Annotated in this window: 24 protein-coding genes and 4 pseudogenes; 1 reads left to right on the forward strand and 27 read right to left on the reverse strand. The window is 41.5% G+C overall.

The window, feature by feature from the left end; genetic code table 11:
- The 14 genes and pseudogenes from ACTNBF_RS10905 to ACTNBF_RS10970 form a co-directional block, all read right to left on the reverse strand.
- Positions 1-411 (reverse strand): annotated as a pseudogene (locus ACTNBF_RS10905) (DDE-type integrase/transposase/recombinase); the annotation flags it as partial.
- A complete protein-coding gene (locus tag ACTNBF_RS10910; RefSeq protein ID WP_441089266.1) occupies positions 348-515 on the reverse strand; it encodes a hypothetical protein in 168 nt (55 codons plus the stop codon). The pseudogene ACTNBF_RS10905 and the gene ACTNBF_RS10910, both read right to left, overlap by 64 nt.
- Positions 516-564: 49 nt before the next feature.
- The gene (locus ACTNBF_RS10915; RefSeq protein WP_441089267.1) at positions 565-1,455 is read right to left on the reverse strand and encodes a Fic family protein; all 891 of its coding nucleotides are present in this window, start codon (positions 1,453-1,455) and stop codon (positions 565-567) included.
- A 20-nt stretch (positions 1,456-1,475) separates the two neighbouring features.
- Positions 1,476-2,036 (reverse strand): hypothetical protein, encoded by a 561-nt coding sequence (locus ACTNBF_RS10920; protein WP_441089268.1) that lies wholly within the window; start codon positions 2,034-2,036, stop codon positions 1,476-1,478.
- 302 nt (positions 2,037-2,338) lie between these two features.
- Positions 2,339-2,602, reverse strand: a complete 264-nt coding sequence (locus ACTNBF_RS10925) for a DUF6809 family protein (RefSeq protein WP_441089269.1) — start codon at positions 2,600-2,602, stop codon at positions 2,339-2,341.
- Positions 2,602-2,994 carry a TnpV protein gene (locus ACTNBF_RS10930; protein ID WP_441089270.1) on the reverse strand — a complete coding sequence of 131 codons (393 nt, stop codon included), beginning with the start codon at positions 2,992-2,994 and terminating at the stop codon, positions 2,602-2,604. The genes ACTNBF_RS10925 and ACTNBF_RS10930 overlap by 1 nt, the downstream gene beginning before the upstream one ends.
- A 392-nt stretch (positions 2,995-3,386) precedes the next feature.
- Entirely contained in the window at positions 3,387-5,312 is a 1,926-nt protein-coding gene (locus tag ACTNBF_RS10935) for an ATP-dependent nuclease (protein ID WP_441089271.1), read from the reverse strand.
- A gap of 146 nt (positions 5,313-5,458) precedes the next feature.
- Positions 5,459-6,739, reverse strand: coding sequence for a tyrosine-type recombinase/integrase (locus ACTNBF_RS10940; protein ID WP_441089272.1), 1,281 nt, complete (start codon positions 6,737-6,739; stop codon positions 5,459-5,461).
- Positions 6,705-6,950 carry a helix-turn-helix domain-containing protein gene (locus ACTNBF_RS10945; protein ID WP_427818771.1) on the reverse strand — a complete coding sequence of 82 codons (246 nt, stop codon included), beginning with the start codon at positions 6,948-6,950 and terminating at the stop codon, positions 6,705-6,707. The genes ACTNBF_RS10940 and ACTNBF_RS10945 overlap by 35 nt, the downstream gene beginning before the upstream one ends.
- Positions 6,932-7,195 (reverse strand): excisionase, encoded by a 264-nt coding sequence (locus ACTNBF_RS10950; protein ID WP_427818770.1) that lies wholly within the window; start codon positions 7,193-7,195, stop codon positions 6,932-6,934. Before ACTNBF_RS10950 ends, ACTNBF_RS10945 begins: the two co-directional genes overlap by 19 nt.
- A gap of 95 nt (positions 7,196-7,290) precedes the next feature.
- Entirely contained in the window at positions 7,291-7,503 is a 213-nt protein-coding gene (locus ACTNBF_RS10955; RefSeq protein ID WP_441089295.1) for an excisionase, read from the reverse strand.
- Between the two features lie 159 nt (positions 7,504-7,662).
- Positions 7,663-8,586 (reverse strand): phage major capsid protein, encoded by a 924-nt coding sequence (locus ACTNBF_RS10960; RefSeq protein ID WP_441089273.1) that lies wholly within the window; start codon positions 8,584-8,586, stop codon positions 7,663-7,665.
- Positions 8,587-8,726: 140 nt separating this feature from the next.
- Complete coding sequence (locus tag ACTNBF_RS10965) at positions 8,727-8,942, reverse strand: hypothetical protein (protein ID WP_427818768.1); 216 nt, start codon at positions 8,940-8,942, stop codon at positions 8,727-8,729.
- A gap of 3 nt (positions 8,943-8,945) precedes the next feature.
- Positions 8,946-9,125 (reverse strand): hypothetical protein, encoded by a 180-nt coding sequence (locus ACTNBF_RS10970; RefSeq protein ID WP_441089274.1) that lies wholly within the window; start codon positions 9,123-9,125, stop codon positions 8,946-8,948.
- Between the two features lie 9 nt (positions 9,126-9,134).
- On the opposite strand from ACTNBF_RS10970, the gene ACTNBF_RS10975 reads away from it, so the two are divergent.
- Positions 9,135-9,545: a hypothetical protein gene (locus tag ACTNBF_RS10975; protein WP_441089275.1), complete on the forward strand. Its 411-nt coding sequence runs from the start codon at positions 9,135-9,137 to the stop codon at positions 9,543-9,545.
- Positions 9,546-9,702: 157 nt separating this feature from the next.
- Here ACTNBF_RS10975 and ACTNBF_RS10980 read toward each other — a convergent pair whose 3' ends face one another.
- From ACTNBF_RS10980 to ACTNBF_RS11040, 13 genes and pseudogenes are all read right to left on the reverse strand, one after another.
- Positions 9,703-11,037: a DNA primase family protein gene (locus ACTNBF_RS10980; RefSeq protein ID WP_441089276.1), complete on the reverse strand. Its 1,335-nt coding sequence runs from the start codon at positions 11,035-11,037 to the stop codon at positions 9,703-9,705.
- The gene (locus ACTNBF_RS10985) at positions 10,947-12,083 is read right to left on the reverse strand and encodes a phage NrS-1 polymerase family protein (RefSeq protein WP_427818763.1); all 1,137 of its coding nucleotides are present in this window, start codon (positions 12,081-12,083) and stop codon (positions 10,947-10,949) included. The genes ACTNBF_RS10980 and ACTNBF_RS10985 overlap by 91 nt, the downstream gene beginning before the upstream one ends.
- A gap of 809 nt (positions 12,084-12,892) precedes the next feature.
- Positions 12,893-13,507, reverse strand: a complete 615-nt coding sequence (locus ACTNBF_RS10990) for a DUF6664 family protein (RefSeq protein ID WP_441089277.1) — start codon at positions 13,505-13,507, stop codon at positions 12,893-12,895.
- Between the two features lie 320 nt (positions 13,508-13,827).
- Complete coding sequence (locus tag ACTNBF_RS10995) at positions 13,828-15,009, reverse strand: DNA-methyltransferase (RefSeq protein WP_441089278.1); 1,182 nt, start codon at positions 15,007-15,009, stop codon at positions 13,828-13,830.
- Between the two features lie 46 nt (positions 15,010-15,055).
- Positions 15,056-15,670 carry an ApaLI family restriction endonuclease gene (locus tag ACTNBF_RS11000; RefSeq protein ID WP_427818760.1) on the reverse strand — a complete coding sequence of 205 codons (615 nt, stop codon included), beginning with the start codon at positions 15,668-15,670 and terminating at the stop codon, positions 15,056-15,058.
- Positions 15,671-15,713: 43 nt separating this feature from the next.
- On the reverse strand, positions 15,714-15,920 hold the full coding sequence (locus ACTNBF_RS11005; protein WP_427818759.1) for a helix-turn-helix domain-containing protein: 207 nt from the start codon (positions 15,918-15,920) through the stop codon (positions 15,714-15,716).
- Positions 15,921-16,078: 158 nt separating this feature from the next.
- Entirely contained in the window at positions 16,079-16,789 is a 711-nt protein-coding gene (locus ACTNBF_RS11010; RefSeq protein ID WP_427818758.1) for a virulence protein, read from the reverse strand.
- Positions 16,790-17,234: 445 nt separating this feature from the next.
- A pseudogene (locus tag ACTNBF_RS11015) lies at positions 17,235-17,843 on the reverse strand (site-specific integrase); the annotation flags it as partial.
- Positions 17,844-17,986: 143 nt separating this feature from the next.
- Positions 17,987-18,349 (reverse strand): annotated as a pseudogene (locus tag ACTNBF_RS11020) (SDR family NAD(P)-dependent oxidoreductase); the annotation flags it as partial.
- A 13-nt stretch (positions 18,350-18,362) separates the two neighbouring features.
- Positions 18,363-18,683, reverse strand: a complete 321-nt coding sequence (locus ACTNBF_RS11025) for a nucleotide pyrophosphohydrolase (RefSeq protein WP_441089279.1) — start codon at positions 18,681-18,683, stop codon at positions 18,363-18,365.
- A gap of 24 nt (positions 18,684-18,707) precedes the next feature.
- Positions 18,708-20,564, reverse strand: coding sequence for a DNA/RNA helicase domain-containing protein (locus tag ACTNBF_RS11030; RefSeq protein ID WP_441089280.1), 1,857 nt, complete (start codon positions 20,562-20,564; stop codon positions 18,708-18,710).
- Between the two features lie 46 nt (positions 20,565-20,610).
- A pseudogene (locus ACTNBF_RS11035) lies at positions 20,611-20,685 on the reverse strand (Fic family protein); the annotation flags it as partial.
- 23 nt (positions 20,686-20,708) lie between these two features.
- Positions 20,709-21,218, reverse strand: coding sequence for a histidine phosphatase family protein (locus tag ACTNBF_RS11040; protein WP_441089281.1), 510 nt, complete (start codon positions 21,216-21,218; stop codon positions 20,709-20,711).
- Between the last annotated feature and the right edge of the window lie 56 nt (positions 21,219-21,274).

Consider the following 21,274-nt stretch of genomic DNA (forward strand, 5'->3'; position numbering starts at 1 on the left):
GGAAACCGCATCGTCGTTGGTAAGCCCAATCACCTGGGTAATGCAGAACTTGAAGGCATCACCAAATTCATGGAAGAACTGCTGGGCAGCCAGTGGATAGGCACTGTAACCATCTGCGATAAAGCGGAAGTTTTTTGGAAGCTCTTTGAAATGTCGGAAAGCCATGCGCATTGCCATGATACAGGGACCGACGCCGCGGTTGTCAGAGACTTGGTAACCGATGATGGAGCGCTTCGCAGCATCCATAATGAACCAGATATAAGTTTTGATACCACGGATCTTGATATAGGTTTCATCAGCAGTGAAAGTGCTGCCGGCACGATAGTCATAGTTGTCCACGAAAGGTTTTACACAGATAGCAGCAGTTTTACAGTAGTTGGCGATTTGCTGGTGTGAGATCCGGATGTTATACCTAATGAAGCCATAGGATTAACCATGGCTAAATCTTGAATAACCCATCCGGATTGTTCTAACTTTCCATCTATTATTTTCCTTGCTTTTTCTTCTGGTGTCATAGGGGTTCCTCCCTTGCAACATTAACTATTTGTACAATTTAATTTATTGTTAATACTTGATTCTGAAATAATCCAGATATGCTTTATATTTATCCTGTGCTGTCAGACAGGTGTAAGTCAGAAATCCTTTTTCTTTGTTCCATTCTTTTAAGCCACGATAATAATACAGTTTCAGGCTATCTTCGATGATAAATGGAACGATATTATATTTCAGACACTCCTTGAACATAATCAGTCTGCCTACACGGCCATTACCGTCCTGGAACGGATGGATTCGTTCAAACTTTACATGGAAGTCCAGAATATCCTCAAAAGTCTTTTCTTCCTTTGCATTGTACTCTGTCAGCAGAGCTTTCATCTTATCGGCAACTTCTTCCGGAAGAGCTGTATCCATACCACCGACTTCATTCGGCAATTTCTTGTAATCACCAACAACAAACCAATCTTTTCTGGAATCACTGGTTCCATTTTTCAGAATCAGATGCAGTTCTTTAATGAATTTCTCTGTCAGTGCTGCCTTTGCGTTATCTATAATCATATCAATACAACGGAAGTGATTTGCTGTTTCAATCACATCATCCACGTTCAGTACTTCATTTTCTACACCAATGGTATTGGTTTCAAAAATATATCTGGTCTGATCGTGAGTCAGACGGCTGCCTTCGATATGGTTGGAATTGTATGTCAAATCAATCTGTGTTTTATGGTAAATGCCACCGGAATATTTACTTACTTTCTGCTCCTGCAGAATATCCAGCAATGTAACTGGCTGTTCTTTCTTCTTATTGGAACGCTCCGGCTTTTCTGCATTTTCAGGAATATTCCAAGTCTTGCCGGTAAGAAATGCACCAGGCACACGTCCCTGGGCACAGTAGTTTCTCACGCTGCGTTCTGAAACATTCCACTTTTTTGCTATTTCAGTAACTGAAAGGTATCGCATCTGCTCTCCTCCACTAAAAATCAAATAACTATTTTTTTCTTTCTCATAAACAACTCTTTAAAAGAGTTTAATTTATATATTTGCTCTTTATCTGTTTTTCTTTTCAATTCTATTAATTCTTTCAAATTTGAATATTCTAAATCTATTTCATCTTTCACTGAATGCATTATTTTTGTTATCTCTTTTGAAACGAGTTTATATTTCTCCGCATATTGCGCAATATTTTCATTTGTTAAATTTACATTATCGAATTGTTTTGTACATTCCAAATATTTTAACAACATATCTGAGTAGGTCCCATAAAACTTACATTCGCCTGTTGCATCCATGCATTTTTGAACCATTAACTGATACATTTTTGCGTTCAATCGAATTCCATATACGCTATGTGTATCATCAGTTTCCTTGAGTAAAATAAAATTATATAATTTATCAACTTGCTCTAAAACCAAATCGTATTTTCTATCGATTTCGTATTCTTTCAACCTATTATTGGTATCTTTTTTATTATACTGAATAGTAATAAACAAAACTATGACTGTAATAATTGCACCGAGATAAGAACCCAAAAAGAAAACCATAATTCATTTCCGAATTGAGTAGTAAACAAAACTATTCCAATCCCATCTACAATTATTTTTTCAACTAATAACGGAAGTAATATTAAGCCAATTACAACTATGACAAATAACAACCAATTCATAAAGCATTACTCCTTCTCCTATTATGAATATATTATACTACATTATCGGCAAAATATCAAATCTTTATCCACATTGCTTCTTTTGTTTTTGCCGATTCCGGTATGTTTTATCTTTGCCAAAATAAGAAAAACTGGATACCACCTCTTTCAAGGCAATATCCAGTCTTTTATATTATGTAATTATTCTTCCATAACTTCCAGCATTATTTTTGCTCCCAGACGGAAGCTATTCTGGAACAGCAAGCACTCTGATATAGTCTGAAACTCCTGGACACAATCTATGTATTTGGAGAACAGTTCTTTCTGTTCGTTTGAAAATGTTGCTTGAAGCTTTTCTTCATTTTTAGTTATCAGTCGAAGTAATTCTTTGTACTCCTCATTGGAAAATGAACCATATTCCATCGGTTCAACATTACCATACCAAAATTCTTCAAGTATTCTCATTACGTATCCTCCCCGTATACTAATTCGTGAAGGACGATTTCTTCGGCACGTTTGTGAATACTATTCATTGCCTGTACCCAGGCTATTTGATTGTTCTCTTTCAGTTCATCGTTCACAGACTCCTCTTCCTGCATCTGTCTGATAATCAGCTGCAGTCTGTTCTGTGCCTGTTCGTTAAGGTCTGCAAGATAAATCCAGAGTTTTCCCTCCAGCACCAAATCATCAAACCTTATAGGATTATGCTCCTGCAGATAATCACGATGCATACGTCCATACCTGCCAATAGAACGATTCTCCTGTGGAAGCTTCAAATCAGGTATAAAGTAATCTCCTATCTGTAAATATTCAAGCCTATCTTCTCTGATAACATCATTATTTTTCTGTTTACTCATTTGTAAATCCTCCGTGATTTTATGATTTTTCACGGCGATTTTTGGTATTTTTCACGTTCAAAACAGTACTGTCACATCAGGGATTTTCAAAAAATTTGGCGTACAAAATGGCGTACCCCGGGGTGTTCGAGCGCCGATTTTCCTTGATTTTACTGGGTTTTTCGAGGGTGTGTACATATCCTGCCGTGGCAAACAAATAATACTTTTATCAAAATGTTAATCCTCCTAAAATGCACTGTCCTGCCCCGATTTGCTCCGATTTATCGTACCTGTTTTTGAGGTGTAACAGCATCTACTCTGTCACAGTTTTCCCGAAACATGGCAAAATGGAGCAAGTTACGGCAGTCTGTAGTAGTAAAATGGTAGTAAAAATCGGGGTGTATAAATCATTTTTATTTAAAATACTTTTTCTTTATAGCCTTCTTCAATTCTTCATTTGTTTGTATCTGTTGTACTGCTTTTGTTTCATAATTACTATCTAAGTACCGATTCGCCACACCTCTTGTAATCTCTGTTTTCAAATTACAAATAATTAACAATTCCGAATACTTCTTTTCATTTACTATTGTTGCAATCTGTGACATCTTCTTTTCATAAACTTCTTGAACATTATATGTAGATATTCTCTGTAAGTTTTCCTCAATAGCTGATACACTATCAAATTCCTGTATTTTTTCTTTTGCAACAAAATCATTTACAGTCAGTGTTGCGTTATATAAGGCAATCTTACTTTTCTGTTTTCCTACCGTCTTAAAAAATTCTTCCTTAAATCTATCTATTTTTTCTTTAAAGTCCATTGGATATATAGACTTCATAGTATAACTCAATACTTCATCACAAAGCAAAAACATTTCGATTTCGTTAAATGGTAATACTTTTACACTCTTTTCTTGTAATGTCGCAATTTTTTCTTTTGAATAATGATCTCCATCTACAATACCTAGAGTATCTGTATTCATCCATGGAGAAGATATAAGAACTTCACAATTCCTAATAACCTCATTATGTCCTCCTACTGGAATAACTGTGTAATCATCTCCAATTAGCGCACGATAAATTGCATAATCTAGACTTGATTTGTCATCTCCTTCACAAAATGCAATTGGCTTTTTAGAACCTAATATTTCTGTCATCAATGTTTTCGGCAATGCAAAATCATCCTTTATAAACTCAAAATCCCATTCATCAGGATATTTAAAATTTTTAATCCATGCGATTTTAGAGTCATTACGTCCCATCACAAAGTCCACAGAATGTGTAATAAAAATAAATTGACAATCTTTCCTAACCTGTATCAAATGATCCCACAACAAATTTGTTAACGATGGATTTAAATATGTTTCTGGTTCATCCACAACAATAAAACTATCATTCTTTGCCATCAATACACTTATCGCATAATATATTACCGCTTTTTCGCCTTCTGATAATCCATTGACATGATATGATTCTCCATTTTTTATACAATTCAAATAATCTTTTGCTTCTGACTTAAAATGCAGTTTTATTTCAGGAAATACAACATTGAACACTGCTCGTAACTGTCCAAAAATTGTCTTTTCTCCATCAGCAACAACATGTTCTTCCTCGCATTTAATCAAGTATTCTGTGTATTGTTCTTTCATCGCCACAATAAGTTTTGTGAACTGATTGTTTTGAAAATTGTAATACGTGTAGTCGTCCATTGTTTTGCTCTTATTAATATTGTTTTCCAATAACAATGCAACTAAGTCACTTTTTCTTGTGGATAACATAGACATATCATTCATTGAAAAATATAAAGATTTTTGTGCAGGAACGACGCAAATATTCTCCGTATCATTTCCTTTCAACGCATTCGCTAAACTTGATTTCCCGCTTCCATTACCACCAATCAAAACAATATTACTTTCAATGCCAGAAAACTTAGCAAGCAATAAAATTGAATTGAACTGTTCTGAAAAGTTATATTTATGAATCATTTCAAATAGCAAATTATTGTACGGTTCAAAAGATAACTCATTTGCCATTATTGATAAACAATCCGAAATCAACTGCATAATTTGCCTATTAAACTTATTTTCATTCACAATGTCTAGTGATAATATTTTTTCTATAAAGTCTTTCTGTTTTCCAATATATTCCAGACTTATATTGAATAGTTTAATAAATCCCAACTCGTCACATGTAATTTCATTATCATTCAGATACCAATTTTTATATTCTCTAAAAAAATAGGATTTTAAATCTGCCTTGTTTTTAGCAAGCCAGGTGTCATATTTATTTAAGTTATCAACATAACTGTTCATACTATCTGCGATTTTCTCTTTTGTCCACATATTTGTCAACTTCCTTTTCAATTATCTAATAAATTAACTTCTTACTTTGCAATAATCCAATCACCAAGTTTATTCTATCATATCTCTAAAGAATTCTCCACGAAAAAACGCCCTGCATCGCAGAGCGCCTTTCCTATTCTTTATTGTCACACCACCCGGAACATCTTTTGTGTCACAGGCTTCTCGCCAGTGGTCTTTTCCAGTTCCCTTTTAGCAGTGTTCAGTTCTTCCATGCGAATCATCTCGTCTTTGGCATCCTCCAGCCCCAGGTGCGTATAGGTGTTCATGGTCACACCGATGTCCGAATGCCCCATAAGGTACTGGAGCGTTTTCGGATTCATTCCGGCTTTCGCCATATTGGAGCAATAGGTGTGGCGGCACACATGGGGCGTGATGTTCGGCATCTGAACCCGGTAGATGTCGTTGTACCTCTGCACAGCATGGTTGAATCGGTGCTGCCAGTGCATGGCCACCTCCGGCATCCCGTCCTTGTCCAAGTACAGAAATCCGCTATAGCCGTCCACAAACTTCTCCACCTTCGGTGTGGGTCTATCCTCAATGATTGCCCGGAAGCAGTATGCCACATCCTCTGTAATTGGAAGTTTACGTGTTCCGGCATTGGTCTTGGTGGACTGAATGATGTACTCCATCTTCGATGTCCGAAGAAGTTGATGATCGATGGTGACGATGTTGTTTTCCAGGTCGATGTCCTTGATGGTAAGTCCACAGAATTCGGAGATTCTCATTCCCGTGTGGAACAGAATGTAGAACGCCTCATAGTATTTGCAGTACACATTATCATCCCGGACGAACTTGAGGAACTTCCGCATCTGGTCTTTCGTGATAGCTTCTCTCGTGACGGTGTCGTTCACTACCACCCCGGCGAGTTCAAAACCGAAGGGATTCTTGACGAGGACATCATCGTCCACCGCCATCTGAAATGCCGGACGAAGGACACCACGCACGGTCTTGACGGTACTGTACCTTCTGCCATCTTCCTGCAATTTAATAAGGAACAACTTTGCGTCAGAGGTCTTGACCATACCGATCTTTTTCTCTCCGAAAGGCTCATTCAGCAGAATGTTCCGAACGAAATTGTAGTTCATCTTCGTACTCGGCTTCACACCAGTCTTAGTGGCAAGGTATCGGTCTACAAGTTCTATGACCGTCAGATTCTTTCCTGTGGGGTCAAGCTGATTGTCGAGGTCGTACCCAATCTGCTTCTCCAGTTCCCGGAGGGAAAGGCAGGGCTTTTTGCCCTGGGGCAGCTTGTCAGTCGGTTCAAGCCGCCAACTGTATACAAACTTTGGTTTTCCGTTTACATAATATTTGAACTGGTATTTCCCGTCTGCCCGGAGGGATTCTCCCCTGCGGAGAACACGGTTCTTTGCATCACGCCTCCTGGGCGGTCTTCCTGTACGTGCCATTCTTCAACGCCTCCTTCTCATGTGGATGATTCTGCAGCCACAGTTCCAGTTCCGACCGGATGATGAGCCGTCTGCTCCCATACATCGCAAGAAACGGAATCGTGTCCATATTCTTCATCAGTTTCCAGAACTTTCTCCGGCTGAGTCCGAAGAGGCTGATTGCCTCCTCAACCGTCAGGGTTTCCTTTTCTTCTATTCTTGGTCTTCGCATTCACACACCTCCTCCATGCCTCCGTTGTTCAGGCACTCCATGATGTATGCCTCAAACAAATGCCGAACGATAAGATATCGGTTGCCGAAGTAGATTGCGAACTTGTTGGTATTGTTTTCTGCCAGCCTTCTCATGTTTTTGATGCCGATACCGAAGTAATCGGATGCCTCCCGGATGGAAAGCATATACTTTTCGTTGATGGGGATGCTGCTGGTTCTGCCCCATGCATTTTTCTTTTCTTCCATCTACCATTCCTCCTTTCGTAGCGTGACTTCTTGGGTCATCGTATATTCCCGTACTATTCCCAAGAAGTCAACTACTATTGGCAGATAAAATAGAATTATATCTCAGAAGATTGCTCGATAAAACGCTCGAATTTTGTGCGATTTATGAGATAGCGGTTTCCGCTGAACACAGCAAATCCGCCCAGGTTATCCTCTGCCAGTCTACGCATCTTCTTGATGCCGATGTTGAAATAGACTGCTGCCTCACGGATGTTAAGCAGATATTTCTCGCTCACGGGCATCTTAATGGTTGTTTCCTCGCTGATCATTTCCACAGCTATGCCTCCCGTCTGATGGGAACGACTGTCCCTTCTTATAATAAATGGATTTCAACTTTTGACTCTGATTGACTCTGATTGGCATAGTGTTTTTATGGGGTATTGCCCCTGCACCCGGTATGTTGGATGCAGGAGCAGCCCCCAGACATTTTACTTCATGGAGATGACCTTGATCGCCTCTCTGCGCAGGAGCAGGCCATCCAGAAATTCATATCCCAGATAGCCCACCTGGGCATTGTCCACATAGGTCTCCTTGAGGACACGGCAGGTGAATTCGCTACGGTCAACGATCTGATAGTATTCAAGATCACCGAATGCTACCGGGGTGCCCTCGGAAGGCATAAACTCGGAGATAAGCACCTCCTTGCCCAGAATGGTATCGTTAGCGTGATTCCACAGATAATTTCCATTTGCATCCTTGAGGGTACGAAGCACCAGAGCAGTCTCATCATTCATGAGCCATTTGCCCTTTCTGCGATACTCCGGCTTCACGGAGAAGAACAACTGGATGACAGAATCATAGGTGAGTTCCTGGGTGGTCACACCCACTTCGGCACCACGCTCCGGATGCAGAATGCCAACAGGCATATCGACACCATTGCCAGTGATGAATGCCTCATCCTCCGCACGGCTCATCGCCCTAGCGAAGTATTTGAGGATGTAACGCTCAATGTCGAAGGAAGGATTGTGTACGAAATCCTCCGGGAACTTCAGCAAGGTGGCCAACTTGTTGTAGTTGAGAAGAATACGCTGAAAATCCTCCTCTCCATCATGCAGCTGAATAGCCTGATTTTCGGGAATCCACTCCGCTTTGTTGTGAAACTCTTCTGCAAACACAGCAACACCCGTCTTTACAGAAGCCACGTTGGCGTAATTGCGGAACAGGCTTTCCTTCATTCTTGCCTCGTACAGACGAGGCAGGGACACGCTGGGCAATGCCTGTGTACCACTAACGGCCTTGCCGGATGCCAGGTAAGCATCATTGACATCCATGCCCTTCATGCTCTGCCAGAAGGTATGATGGTACTCCGGGTCTACGGTAGTTACGAACTTTGCGCTGATAAAATCTTTCATGGTAAAATCCTCCTTTGATTTGTGGGTCTATATACCCCTTTGATTTCGCTTTTTTCTGCGTGAAGGGGCGGCACCGTTAGCCGTCTGATAGGACTGTAGAGATTTTGATTCCCCCTGCGGTCGGTGCCGTCCTTGTCACATCAGAAGATATTCTTTTTCTTTGCTTTGCCGAATTTGAAGCCTCGTCTGTCACAGTAATCTGCGACATCCTGTTCACTGAACAGGTCCATGTACGAAATGCCATCACTCACATGATAGTAGTGCTTCTTGGTGATGGTCACAGGGTAATCATCGGCGGTCTTCATCCTCAGCTTTCTGTGCCACTTGAAATGGGCGAGTAAAAATGCTCTCATCATGGCTTACTCCTTCCGGCAGGCAGGGCAGATGTAAACACCCAGTCTGTAAGCATCGGCAGAGGGAACTGCCAGTTTCATATCCGTGTTGCATTTCGGGCAGCGGATGGTGCTGTCCTTCTTCGCACGGCTCTCACCGGGAACCTTGCAGACCAAACGGTACTGGTCTGGAATGCTCTCCTCCAACCAGAACTGATGGTGGTTGCGGATGGTTCTCTCACTGTAACAGGGGAACAGGGCGGCTTTCACGTTGCCCTCGCTGTCACAGTCGATGACGGGGTAGTATCTTGTACCTTCCACGGCTCACACCGCCTTTCCGTCCAGCTCGAAGAATCGACCCTTGCAGTAAGCAAGTGCTTTATCATAGGTGGCGAAGAATACCGTGGAGAAGCCGAAGCTCACTCTCCAGATGCCAGTGTCCTTTTGCAGGGAGATAGCCACAGGCTCTCCCTTGCGGTTCTGCAGGAGCAGTTCACACTTGTATCTCTTGTCGGAGAAACTGGCTCTGTCCTGCTGACTGAATTTCGGCTTGCTGCCGTAAAAGAATTTGAATCTCATATCGTTCACACTCCTTTGTTGATTTTGGTATTTTCACAGTTGGGATAGGTTTATAAAATCATTGGAATCATCTTCTTTTCTTCTCTTGGGGCAATGGGGCAGATTTGGGGTAGGAAAATCAATATTTTCTTCCTATAAAGGCAATATGGAAAATAACCCTGAAATCTGCTACCACTTTCTGCCCCGATTGCCTCAGGCATTGTGGTCATTCATTCGGCGGCATCAGGAAATCGTCTTTCAGCCTATACCCGATGAGCAGTGTGGTCTTTTCACCGCCAGCCTTTGGTCTGCGCCTGACTACTTCACCAAACTTCCGAAGTTCCAGATTGAAGTTCCGGGCATTTTCCGCATAGCAGCCGTTTTCCTCGCACCATCTTCGGTATTCGGCATAGACCAGTGCGGTGCGCACCTCACTGCTGCCGTCCTCGGTCAGTCGTTCCTCTGCGAACTGTGCCACCTTATCACTGTCATGGCGGTATTCCTTCACAGCGTTCTCTACGGATTCCGGCTTTGTAAAGCCTTCCTGCTGTAACAGTTGGAAACCTTCGATGAGCCAGTTCAGAATGGCACTCTGCACCTCCGGCTTGCGAAATTCCATCTTCAACATGCGATCCTGTTCCCATTCTTCAAAGTGTCGTTCAAAGGGGAGGATATAAAGTCGGTTGCTATCGAATACGGTCATATCCGTAATAACCGGAAGGTAGTTTGTGTTGATGTAGATTTTGTGCTGGGGCTGGAACTCAAAGCTGTTCTCATGCAGGAACCTTGCCCGGATGGTATCGCTGCCCGTCATGGTCTTGACCAGTGCTGCGTCCATCACCAGACCACGGCTCGGTTCGGAAATATTCGCCAATCGGACTCCTGCCAGACTGGCAATGTCCTCCGAAGGAGCCTGGGTATCCGGCTTGCGTTTCTGCGTGACCGTTTCCGGCCGAACCGCCCTGCCGTAATCTCCCATGAGATACAGAACGCTTTCCATCAGCGTTCCCTTACCATTTCGTGTGGTCGCACCGTAGAGGATGAACATACACTCATAGGAAGTAAGACCGCTCAAGCCATAACCCAGGCATTTCTGCAGGAATTTTGCATTTGCGGTGTTCCGGCACATGACCTCATCGATAAACTGGAGAAATCTCTCACTGTATGCCTCCGGGTCAAATACCACAGGACTTATCATGATGATAAAGTCCCTGTTGCTGTGGGGTCTTGCCGTTCCGGTACGAAGGTCGATGGTGGCGTTATCACAGTTGAAGAGGTAGACATCTTGGTCAAAGGTCTCCATCGAGAGGGGATACACCCCCTGTGTCTCTTTGATATAGGTCTCCCGGAATCTGCGTTGCTGCCACTTCATGGCACCTTCCAGAAATGCTTTACGCTTGTCCTCATCCTTGATGGTGGCGGCATAGACGAGCATGGCATCTGCCATGTCTTTGGCAAGTTCCATCACCATCAGTCCGACAATGTCCGCTGCCCAGCATTTCCCGTCATAGACGAACCACTTCTTCCGCTCCGGCACATACCTTGCAATGCCTTTGAACACATCGGCAAAGAGCCCCCATATCCAATGTCACCGCTGCGGTATCTGGGATTGTTCAGAGGTTCAAGTTCCGTCAACTTTTCCAGCACATCATTGAAGTCATCTTCTGCCGGAGTCAGCACCGGAGAGTAGAACACCGTGCAGTTTCGCACCGCCTTTTCCAGCGTGAGCCATCCATAGGTTGAGCCGCTCTGTGGTCTGTCCCACTTATCACGCATCAGCCCGGACTGCCGGAACAGCCTGTCCATCTGCTCGATGTCACCACCACACCAGAATGCCAGTATCTCCGCAAGTGCCATATCCGCTTCACTGTGGGATTTCCCTTCCAGGATGTTCCCCTCCCAGAGTGCCTTTGCTTTCTCCGCCTGCCGGGATGCAAACATCTTTCTCAGAACAGATTCATCCGAAAGGAAACTACCAGGGGCTGTGACTTTGGGCTTCTCGGCATTCGCCTGGGGTCTGACCATGTACTTTTCAAGCATCCCCTTCAGCTGCTCGGTACGCTCCATGACCTCGGTGCCATGAATGCATTGCCCGGTCATCGTAAGGAATCGGTGGGTTGCTCCAGGTACATACACCTCAACATGGGTCTTGCGATTGTTGATGTAGTACCGCTCCTTGTCATAGAAGAAATCTTCTATCATGAAAAAGATATGGATACCAGTCCCGGAAGGGCTGAGTTCCGTATAGGAATCCAGTTCATCTACGATTTCCTTCGCCCACTCGTCCAGCTTGCCATCATGGACGCAACCGTCCACATCGGTCATACCGATTGGAGCAAAGCACCCGATACCAATGCCATCGAAGCCACTTCTGTTGTATGCAGCCAGAGCCTCACCAAAGGAACAGAAGTCAGCCGGATTGCTCGGATCGGCTCTTGTCCCATCTGGCTTATACGGCACTTTGTCCGGCTTCACCGCATCTGGTGTCTTTCGTTCCAGTCGATACAAGCAGAACAGCCCACGCTTTTGAAGGTTGGGAGGAATACCTCCGTAATCGAATCCTGCCTGTGTGGTCATATTCAGTTGTTTCATAGTCTTGCTAACCATCCATCTGGATGCCTCCTTTCCGAAGGGCTTCTGCCTTTCTCTGTTACATTGAAAAAAAGAACAACCCCTCTGTATTTAGAAGGAAGAAAATCCGATTGCCTTGTCCTTCCACCAGCTATGCATCCCTAACTCTCCAAATTCCGAATTTCAGAGAAAAAAGTGAAAATATTTTTTCAAGGACAATTGCTTTCGGTCGGAGTCCATTCCCTTCTGGTAGCTATGTATTGGAAATCCTCAAAAGTAAGAATATTCTTGATTCCTTTACAAATCTTTTCGAGGAAACTACTCCCTTCCGACAGCTATGTATCGGGAATGGAAGAAACGGACATTTCTTGGTACTTCCAGAGAAAATTTTTTTCTCCATCTGATAGCCACGGGGGAAGCCGGGAACTTGCTCCCTTCATATCTTCTCTGAACAACTGCTACCCAGAATCACGAAAGAATTCGTAGGTTTGTCCCCCTTCTGACGGCTATGTATTTGAAAGAGGAAAAAATCCCAATTTCGAGTTGCTTTTCAAAAAAATTCAGAAGCACTTTGCCACCTAAGGAATCCATTCCCTTCTGTCATCTATGTAACCAAAAACGCTGATTTTCTGAATTTCGCGCAAGTTTTTGTAAAAAAGAGCATAAAAAATCCCCTCAACCCGGAAATCCCAGGTGAGGGGGTGTGCTGTGTTCGCTATTTACTTTTTTTCACGGAAAGCACTGTTGCCATTCAAGTTCTTCAAAAGGATTTTTCTGGATGTTTTGTACCCATCCCCGATAAATCCAAGCCGGAGCAGAAAACACCGGAATGCATACTTCTCTTTTCATCGGTTCTCAATAAGAAGCAGTACATCCTTCATGCCCGATCTGTACAGAAAATCCCAGCATAGTACCCACCGCCAGTTTACCGCACTCACATAGCGGTCAATTTGAACCCTCACCGCTTTGGGAAGGTTCAATTTCTGTATCTCTTCTTCATATTTTCTGATCTCGTCAAGTGCTTCCCGGTACTGCTGATTCTGTGTCCTCAATTTCTTTTCCAGCTCATCCGTTCTTGTTTCCATGAAAAAATCCAGAAGACGGCCTGTTGCTCCTTCTTCTGGATTCATAATTTCTTTCTTTAATTTTGCAAGCATACTTCCGTAGGAAAACAACATGGACTGCCCCATATAGAAATGGTACTCTCTTTCAATCAGTTCTGCGATGCTTTCCAGTTGGAAATATGTGTGTAATATCTTATGTTCTTCCGCAGTCAGCGAAACCGTATCATCTGTCTCGAACACAGCCTGCACTTTCGGATACTGCTCCATCAGTTCCTTTATTCTCTGTTTCGTACTTCGGTATTCTGCGTGGTGGCCCCGTAAGTACTCAGTCACCTTCTGATCTACCTTCTCGTCAAGTGTGTATTCCATCCAATATGAATCCTGTTTATTTACCATAATTCTAATCCCTCTTTTCTGCCTGATGGCTTTTGTTAGTTTAGGACTATATCACTTTTTCAGGAAATATCAATTCATCAGATGTACTAATAAAGAGAGAAGGAAATTGGTGCTTTTACGCATCATCTAGGGCAGCCCTACTTCTACACAAATCGGCAATACTTTTCGCGCACAGCATTTCAATATTTTCCCTTAATCTCAGCCACTTAAGCTACAAAGACCAAGTTAACACAATACCCCCTGTGCAATTTCGCGAAAATATGCTTGAGAGGGGGCATCGGTCTTTAGGTGAAAAACCTGTAGAGATTTACATTCCTCCATTACATTACAGCAGTTTTTACGCTTTCCTCAGAATTCATACGCTCTGTTAGCTGTTTAATTTGTAAATCATACCTATCAATTATAAACAAGTTATGTGGAATTGAATCATAATTAAAGAAATCCATAAAATCATAATGAGTACGAATTACTACCATATAAGAGCATTTTTTACTTTTTGCTGATTTCAACAATTTTTCAACCGTTTCGGACAAGGTTTCATCCTCTCGCTGAATGCGAATCGCAACTGACCCATCATCAATGTGTTCTTTAAGGAATCCGTCAATACCACCATTTCTCTGTACCGGAACAGCATTAATACTCTTTATTATAGCCATGCAATTTTCATCTAAATTCTGGTATGCCTTTTTTCCTTTTTTCAACAGAAATGAATCTGTTTTTACAATATTTTCTAGTCTACTGAGAGTTAGTTCCACCGCATCAGCCGCAATATCAAATCCTAAATACTTCCTATCTAATAATTTGCTTGCAACAACTGTTGTGCCTGATCCCATAAAGGGATCTAAAACAGTATCACCAGCATCTGTGACTAGTTTTATTATTTGTTCCAATAATATTATAGGTTTCTGTGTTGGATATCCTACTCTTTCCTTTGCTTTTGGATTGAGATATGGAATTTCCCAAACATCGGACAGCGGAACTCCTTTTTTTGCTTGTCCCATTACCACTTGCCCGTTGGCGTCCACTTTATATCTTGATTTCCCCTTCTCATCTCTTTCACGATCTTGCAAGATTTGATCAATATTTGTTGTTTCAGAATAGTCAGTGTAAATCGTATTAAATTTAAAGTCTTTTGTTTTACTATAGAAAAAGATTATCTGATGATTATTCAATAACCCCTTTTTGGAATTTGACCATCTTCTATACGACCAAACGATCTCGCTCTGGAAATTATACATTCCAAAAACTTCATCCAGAGCTATTTTCAAGTAATGAGAAGCATTTCTGTCACAATGAACAAATATACTTCCTGTCTGTTTCAAAACTCGTTTGCATTCTTGAAGACGTATTTTTATATATGCTATATATTCTTCGATATTTCTCCAAGAATCACAAAACGAAAACTCTACGCCTTCTTTATTTGCCAATCGTTGAGTCTCTTGTGTAAAAAAAGGAGGGTCCATATAAACAGCATCAATTGTTTTTGAATCCAATTGCTTCATCAATTCAAGACAATCTCCGCAATACACATTATTCAGTTCCATTTAATCACTTACCATTTCTCTCTATTATTGATTTTAAGTCAATTCCAGTATCCCTTTCGAGATACTCCCATGCCTCATCACCGGAATAATACTCACCACCAAGTTCATGATATAAATCCCTCAACTTAGACTGAATGCGAATTGCCTGATCACGATTAGGCTCAAAAAACATAATTCTAATAGGAATATATCCAGCTTCCTGTATTATTCTTACTCTCTTATGTTCTTTTTTGATGTGATCACCGTCAGTTGTAGCGTCTTTCCATTTTATCTCAATTGCACGTTTTCCAATTAAACAATCAATCTCGACTGTTTTAGGGCTCCTATCAATCGTGTTCGGCAGTTTTACCTTCTCTTGCGCATCAGGATGAGCCAATTTGAAGCACTTAATTGCTAGCTCTTCTATCAAAGAACCTGCATATTTATACAAAAACCTTCCTACATTCTGCTGAAAGTCAATCTGATATCCTTCCTCACTTGTAAATCCAAGTGCATTATATAAAACATAATGATCATTATTATCAGATTCCATTTCTAGTTTTCTATCTCTGATTTTCTTTTGCAGTTCTTCTCTGTACTTTAAAATGATCCTAATTAATCTTTCATCTCTACTGCTCATAGAATCCTCCTTAATATACCCGATTTATTACTTATAGTCAACATTACATATTTTTAAAGAAATCTTCAAAAGACACTCCTAATGCTATCAAGATTTTTTCTAAACTTTTTATAGATGCATTTCTCTTTCCGCTCTCAACTCCTGCGATATATGTCCTATCCAATTCTGCTTTAAATGCTAGTTTTTCTTGACTGATACCATTTTCTTTCCGTATTTCTTTTATTCTATTTCCGACTTTTTCAGTTATCATGCTCTTAACCTCCACAGTTATTCTCTCATTATGTTACTTATAAGTCTACGGACTATAAGTAACGCATGGGATAGAACATAAAAAAACAACCCTTTCCACCGAAGTGGAAAAGATTGCGTTTATATTCATAACATCTATTTTGAGTTTTTTTATATATTTTATTTATTCTTCCAAGCCGAATTTCCTTTCAGATTCTTCAGCAGAATCTTTCTGGTGGTCTTGTACTCATCCCCGATAAAGCCGAGCCGGAGCAGGAAACACCGGAATGCGTATTTCTCATTCTTCACATTCTTCTTTTTCATGGTCACACGCTTGGTTGTCCGTGCCTGTTCCACCAGCTTGCTGATTAGCTGCGTATAGGCCAACGCTTCATCTGCATCCCCGGAAAGGGTGAACCAAGGGAACAGCACCTTGCTGTCTGTAACCTCATAGGCAAGGCTGTCTGCGCCGATTGCCTTTTGTATCAAACTACCTTTGCCCTCGATTATTCGGTCGAGGTTGGCGAGTGTGGCTTCGTCTACCAGTCTCAGCGGTAACTCCACCGTCATTTTATCAGAATCCTTGATTTCTTCCTCCGGGGCTTCATCCGGTGCAGCCCTTTCTGTGTAATCGGTCTGCTCTGCGATGTGAAGTTCGGTCTTGGCGTTGAAGCCCATCATCTGCAATCCGGCAACCACGCCCTTGACCGTTTCTGTATCGGTGTCCTCCGTCCAACTCAGAACACCTTCTTTGCTGATGGTGAAGGAGCCAATCTGATAAGCACAGGTGGGAACCCTCTTGTAAAAGACCTTCTCCTGGGTAATCTCTGAAATGACCTGTGCCATCTGTTTCCGCTGTTCCCCTGCAAGTGTGTAATGTAATCCGTTCATGTTCATACCTCCGTGTAAATGTAGTTTTTGGGTATGTGTATGTTCGCTCTGCTGCCGGATTATTGCAAGTCATTTCTCTGGCATATACTGCACAAAAAAGAGCCGTGACCTGGCAGTTTTCGCTGTCGATCATGGCTCTTTTACAGTATTTTATGGAAATCAAGTCATCCGTAGTCAAACGGTAGTAGGCTATGGCTCGGTTTGCACCGATTTGCCCTCCAACAGCCGACAACCTCGGACATGAACTGTCCTACTTTCGCCTGCCGTGGCAGATGAAAAGTACTTTTATCATAGTCTCTATAAACCTCCATAAACCCTATAACCCTTGATTTTACGGGACTTTTCGGGATTTGAGTTTTTCTTCATTTTTTCATAAGTCTCCATAAATCCATATCACTACACCACTGATTGGTGTAGTAAATGGTGTAGTAGCGGTGTAGTTAACTTAACTAACCGTCACTTTTTTTCCGTCACACTTCATCCCATATTTCTCGTTTTCCAAATTGGTTTTTTGACGAAATTCTGTAATCTTCGCCATCTGATCTGCAGCATGTGCATAGTTTGCATGTGTATACACATTGAGTGTCACCCCTGCATCTGAATGCCCCATCAAATACTGCAAATCCTTAATATCCATACCGGCATTTGCATAATTTGTGCAAAACGTGTGTCGAAACACATGCGGTGTAATATTAGGCAAAGGTCTGTCAGGATGAAGCTTCTTATATTTCTTCATTGCCCAACGCATCTCGTTCTCAACGTGAAGTGCAACCTTGGGATTGCCGTTCTTGTCAAGCATGATGAAACCCGTATATCCATCCACAACGACCTCTTTTTTGACTTTCGGACGCCTTGCAAGCATATTCTTTAAGGATTGATATATGCTGTCTGTCATCGGTAAAAATCTACATCCGCTGCTGGTCTTGGTCTCCTCAACGTAATATTTCCCACCCCGTTCACGAACCAACTGATGATCCACACGGATTCTACGATTCTTAAAATCCAGATCCTTTTTCGTCAGTCCGCAAAACTCACTGACTCTCATACCGGTCTCAAGAAGAACGACAAACTCATCATAATATTTACACCATAGCTTGTGCTAATTGAATATTACCCTATCAATTATGGGCGAAGTCCCATGCCTCCTTCCAGCGTAAGTGTCTCACCGTTCATATAATTAAAGTCGGGCGAGGCAAGCTGCTCTGTGGTGTGATCTTGTAATGTGATTCCAGATGCAGAAGCTTGAGCATTGTTAATAAGGACAGCGATTCTTCCAAACTTCTTAATTGCCGCATCAACCACATTCTTAACTACAGCCTCATTATCTTCACCGGGTGCAATGTCTGCCTGAACAGCTAACAACTTAATACCATACTGCTTTTCCAGTTCTTCTTTTGCTTTTTCGAGTTTTGAAACGTTTCTGCCTGTTATGACAAGATTTGCGCCCTCTTTTGCATATGCGGTATCTATACCATATCCAATCGAACCACATCTGCCGTCAGATAATACAGAATATCCGCCGCCTGTAATAATAGCAGTCTTCCCTGTTAAAAATCCCAGTATATCCAAATTCTTAAAGATCTGTATATTTAGCAGAATTACCTTTCGCTTTTTCCACCGGATATTTTGCTTCGTTTTGATCCATCTTCATATTTACGATTTCATCAGCATCCAGTCCAAGTTTATCGAGAAGATTTTGTGAATACACAATCACATCAGCAAGTTCCTCTTTCACATGCTGAATATCAAATTCTATATCACTCCATTGAAAGCATTCCAATAGCTCGGCTGCTTCTATTACGATAGATTTTGCCAGATTGGCCGGTCCATGAAATTGATCCCAATCTCTTTCTTCACTAAATTTCCTAATTCGATCAATTGTTTCCTGAGTCATTTCTTATCTCCTCATATCTTGTCTCTATTTCTGATCATGCGCAATACGTGATTTCAAATACTGACCAAGATTTTCATCTCTGCAATAAACGTAACAACCATAGCGTCCTCTGGACATCAATACCTTATAGATTTGTTTTACATATTGTGTCAATCGAGCCTGTTGACCTTTCAGTCCTTTTTTTCCCGAAGAGTCTTTGTATTCCTCGAATTCAACATAAAGAGAATGATTCTCCGGATCATACTTGAGATCATTTCCGATAATGACACCCACGTAATCAAATTCCAATCCCTGTACCGTGTGGATACATCCCACCTGGTTTACGGAATCATCCTTAATTGCAAACAAAGCTCTTTGTTTTCTTGCATTCCAAGGCATACTGAAGTCCTTTTCGGGAATAGTAACATCATTGACCGTAGCATTCACATCATCAGACCAATCCCACGCAAATCCTGCAACCATTCGAGCATTGTTATCTGTTTCAGAATTCTTTTTCCGAATCAATTCACGCATTTCATTTGGATCATCGAAAATGCGAAATTCGTACTCTTCATTATCCCATCCCTCATAGTTGGCTGTGTCTTCGATTTGAAGAGTATGTGTTACCCAATTAATAAATCCCTCTGCTCCTGAGCATCGAAATTGAGCTTTCAATTCCATTTCTATAACTTCTGAGCCTTCTAATTCAGCAACTCTTTTTATTTCTGCAACAGAACCAATATCAGCAGGAACCACTTTCTGGGTATCATCTACAAAGAAGACATTTAATCTGGATGCGTGGATAATATCTTGTATTTGATTCTCTCCTCGATACATAAATGCCCCTTTTCCTTTAAGTCGATGTGCCTCATCCACGACAAGGACATCATAAGCATTGGCAGGTACGCCAAAAAACGTTCCTGAACCACCAAAAAGAGGCTTAATATTTTGGGCCTTATCAACCTTAGATGCAACCAATTTTTTGACCATCACCTCACGAAAAGCTTCGTTTGGCGCAACAAATTTTGCATTCAATCTGCGATCAATCAACTGATGGAGAACCTTAAATGAAATAACCGATTTCCCTGTTCCGGGGCCGCCTTTTACAATGATCGTCTTTTTCTGTCTCAGGTTTTCAAGTTCTTTACAGATAATGTTATATGCTACCACCTGCTCGTCGAGCAGAATAAACTCATCATTACCCGCATAAAGAGAATCGACACAATCCACCAGTGCTTTTGAAGGACGAATACGACCATGCTCCATATCATAAAGAATATCCATTCCCTTACCAGAGCCAACCATCTTTTTCAGATAATCCTGAAGAGCCCTGTAATCATCAATGAAATATATAGGAGCAAGTTTTGTACCTTCACTATAACGCGGATCTAATAATGGTTCTGGATTCTTTCTTGAATAGTTATGAAGATAAACACATGGATAACCACTGATTCCATTTGAATAAATGCCCTCATTCATTAACCCCATCATCCGGCTATAATTCTCTGCCTGATATGATGGATGCTGAACATCTCGAAATCCTCCGCCAACAAAAGTATGAACAAGTTCTGGTATATCAGTTGAATCGGCTGATTCCCATTGTTTTAATTCAATAAGAACATAATTTTTTTCTTGATTCTCATTTTGTCCAGTCACGATAAAATCAACTCGTTTACTTGTATTCGGAATCGTATATTCAATTAAAACGCCACAATCCTCAGCAATTTCTGAATTTCGAAGTACTCTCTCCATATATTGCATAGAGTTTCTCCACGCAGTTTTTTCCGCCGGGGATTCTCTATGTCCTATTTTCTCAATGAAATTCGCTTCGATAATATCAGAAATATGATTTGATTCAACGTCCTGCCTGAAAGCCAGATTTGTATTGCTATATATAATCATTGCACCAAAACCTCTCTATATTATTCCAGTTTTTCAATCCTCGCTAATGAGACAACTTCAAATTGTCCTCAATCATAAATAGAACGAAATTGTATTTCAAACATTCCTTGAACATAATCAAACTTGTTGTTATGTTAAAAAATATTAACAATAGAAATCGTACCGAATCACCGCACAGTTCTTCACGCCCCATGCAGCATATTCTTCATTGGTCATGTCTGTAAAATAAGACTGAACCACTCTTGCAATCCCGTTATGTGCAACCAAAATATAAGTCTTTTCATCCGACTCTGCCTTAATATCATCAAGCGAATTATAGATTCTTTGTGCCAGGCGTAATGTTGATTCACCGCCCTCATGATTGCAGGCAAAAAATTCTTTAGCTTTCTTGAAATCCTGTCCGTCACGTGGGGTGGACTCCCACTTACCAAAGTTCTGCTCAATCAATCTTGGTTCCACTCTGCATGGAATCTCTGTCATTTCGGAGATTAGCTGAGCAGTATCTGCGGCCCGACTAAGCGGTGAGCAGAGAATCTCATCTGCTTGAATTCCTTCGGCAATAATCTTACGGCCGGTTTCTCTGGCCTGCTCACGGCCATATTCTGTAAGCGGACTTTCGGTAACTCCGCAAATCTTATTTTCAACATTCCACACGGTCTGGCCGTGGCGATGAAACAAATCTGCTGCTTTTCTGGAATTATGGAATCATC

The organism is Bariatricus sp. HCP28S3_A4, assembly GCF_052066395.1.
In the GTDB taxonomy this organism is placed as follows: Bacteria; Bacillota; Clostridia; order Lachnospirales; family Lachnospiraceae; genus Allocoprococcus.